This window comes from Petrotoga sp. DB-2 (assembly GCF_054051725.1).
This window is the reverse complement of record NZ_JBSVZD010000056.1, coordinates 1-2926: the sequence shown is the minus strand read 5'-3', so window position 1 is coordinate 2926 and position 2926 is coordinate 1. Positions and strand designations below refer to the sequence as shown.

Here is a 2926-nt window from a genome sequence, read left to right as displayed (position 1 = left end):
TCACTATCTTTATTGCCCTTGGTAAACTTAATTTAACTCCAGCTTAATTACCCACTATTTTCGTGATAGAACCAAAATTTTTCACATATGGGGGGGTAAATATGAAAAAAACTGTTTGGTTAATAACGTTGATTATTCTTTTAGTAGGTTTAGTGTTTTCACAAGAAGTGAAAAACGGTCAGTATGGAGGACTTGGTGGTGGAGATATTGGTGCTCAGTGGCTTGATGTTAAAGAATTAAATACACAGTTAAAAGCCGCTGGACTTCCTGAATTAAGTGAAGTGGCTTTAGCTAACGGGGGTGGGGGTTATGGAGTAATGGGAAGATTTATAATAGGTGGAGAAGGATACGGTATAGCTACTAAAGAGAAATCTAGTGGGAATACGGTACACCTTGACATTGGTTATGGAACATTCAATATTGGTTATTTGATCTTTTCTAAACAAGCTTTTCGAATGTATGTTCTTGGAGGTATTGGTGGTGGTGAAATATCCTTGAAAATTTCCCAAGACCCTGATTCTACAGATTTTGAAGACACTTTGTCCACTTTCAACGAAAATACTCTTTATACCGAATTTCCTATCTTTAAAGTAGGAATAAATGCTGATTACATATTATCTTTTAGTGATGATGAGGCAGCTGGAGGTTTAGCTATTGGTTTAGCAGCAGGGTACACATATGCCCCAGTGGGATGGGTAAGTGATTGGAAATTATCCGATAGAACCATTGGAAGTGTACCAAATTTTGGACCCACAGGTCCATATATCACATTTAGAATAGGTGGTGGAGGACTCGCTTTTTAAAAAAAGGAAGGGGTTTAAAATGAGATATTTAAATTTTGGAATAGGCGATAAAATCCCAGAGTTTTCACTTAAAGATGCTGATGGTAATCAGATTAATAGCAGGGATTTTATTGGAAAATGGCTTGTGCTCTATTTTTATCCGCGAGATAACACTCCTGGTTGTACTAAAGAAGCCGTTGATTTTTCAAACTACTTAGCAGATTTTAAAAAATATAATTGCCAAATAGTTGGGGTAAGTCCTGATACTGTAGAAAAACATGCAAACTTTAAAGAAAAACACAATTTAAAAGTGATTTTACTAAGTGACCCTGAACATTCCATTCTCGAAAAATTTGGTGTTTGGCAACTAAAAAAGAATTACGGTAAAGAAAATTGGGGAGTTGTCAGATCAACATTTCTGATAGATCCAAATGGAATAATTAAAAAAGTATGGGAAAATGTGAGAGTAAAAGATCATGTTTTAGAGGTATTGGAAAGTTTGAAAGAACTATCAAACAACAGGGAGTAAACTCCCTGTTGTTTGTAATAGTCTATTTTATTGAATTATTCTACTGCCTACTACCTAGTTGACCATTGTAGATGAACAAATATGAGCATGAATAAGTTCTTCTTTTGCTTGGACTTTCATCCAATTAGCAAATCCTTCTAAATATTAATTAAACAGTGAAATTCACTTTTTATACTAGTTTAGTTTACTAATTTTTTCTGATATGGTATAATTATTAAGAAAACGATTCCAGGAAGGGGGAACTCAAATGAAAAAATTTGACCTATCTAAAGTTCATTGGTTTAATAAATTTGGTAACAAAATAGGAATTATGTTGATTCTTTTCGCTCTGATACCTAGTGTGTTTTTTGTAATATACATTACAAATGCCATTCAAAAAAACTCTGAGCAAAACGAGGCACAAGTATCGGCTTTGATTGAATCCTTGAATAATGATTATTCGGATCAAATTAATGAATATAACTCTTTAATTCAAGAGCAACTAAACCAATACAACGACTATTTAACTAATCAAATAAAAAACATAGAAGCACAATTTTCTGAACAACTAGAAAAAAATTATACAGATTCTTTTGATAATTCTTTAGAGACCTTAAGTCAAGTTTTCACCAATTTCATAGATACTCAAAAAAATTCACTTGAAAAATCAGGAAAAATGATAGCTGCTATTCCGGGTATTCAAGAGAAAACTGCTTCAAAATCTATTTCCCTGATTGAGAGATACAGTTTACTTGAGCCTTACGTAACATCTCAGCAGTACAACGGCATTCAACTTTGGGTCATGAACAGTCCTGATACTCCTGGGAGTGGTTTGGAAATAACTTCAAAAAATGCTTCGTATAAAGTACAAAAAAAGGCCGAAACGTATTTACCAGGATATGAATATACAAAAGAGTTGAATATTGAAGATTTTTTAAATAACCAATTTAAAACAATTCTAGACATTGGTTATATGACTCCAGTCATAGAAAGTAAGTCTTTCGATTCTACGCCTTATTTTATCGGAATTTTTCCCATTGTTGATCCTATTGCTACAAATACTGTAAATGGATTTTTAGTAATATTAGAAGAGTTCGATAATCAGAAATTGTTGGAAATATCGAAACTTCTAAACGCATATATCACTTTATTCGATAAAGACTTCAAAGTTGTTTATTCAAATCTACCAGAAGAGGAAGTTTCTTTAAACGAAAGTAAATTAAATGAGCGATTTATCACCGAAGAAATAATCAACAAACAGTTGAGAAGTTTTTATTTTCAAATAGATGAATTTGATGGCATATATCTTCAAATTGCCAAAGAATTCCAAACATTAGAGACATCAGTCAATATCCCTTTACAAACATCTTTTGAACTACCTTCATTAACCCCAAAAAAAGTAGATTTCGAATTAGACTTAGGCTTGAACAAAATTATCAGAAACGTTATGTTTGTATTGTTAATTCTAATCGTCATTATTATTGTTGTTTCTTATTTATTTACAAAACAATTTGGAAATAGAATTGAACGATTAACAAATGCAGTTAAAAAACTTTCAAAAGGAGACTTAACGGTAAACTTTGAAAGTAAAAGCAAAGACGAAATAGGGCAGATGGCAAACGCTCTATCAGAAATG

At 32.3% G+C, this 2926-nt stretch carries 3 protein-coding genes; all 3 read left to right on the top strand.

The features are described from left to right. Window positions 1–101 precede the first annotated feature (101 nt). Window positions 102–803, top strand: a complete 702-nt coding sequence (locus tag ACW9JY_RS10370; RefSeq protein WP_457284318.1) for a hypothetical protein — start codon at window positions 102–104, stop codon at window positions 801–803. 19 nt (window positions 804–822) lie between these two features. Then, complete coding sequence (gene bcp / locus ACW9JY_RS10365) at window positions 823–1311, top strand: thioredoxin-dependent thiol peroxidase (protein WP_457284317.1); 489 nt, start codon at window positions 823–825, stop codon at window positions 1309–1311. A gap of 247 nt (window positions 1312–1558) precedes the next feature. Continuing rightward, window positions 1559–2926 (top strand): HAMP domain-containing protein (locus ACW9JY_RS10360; RefSeq protein ID WP_457284316.1); only part of this gene is annotated, 1368 nt, incomplete at its 3' end.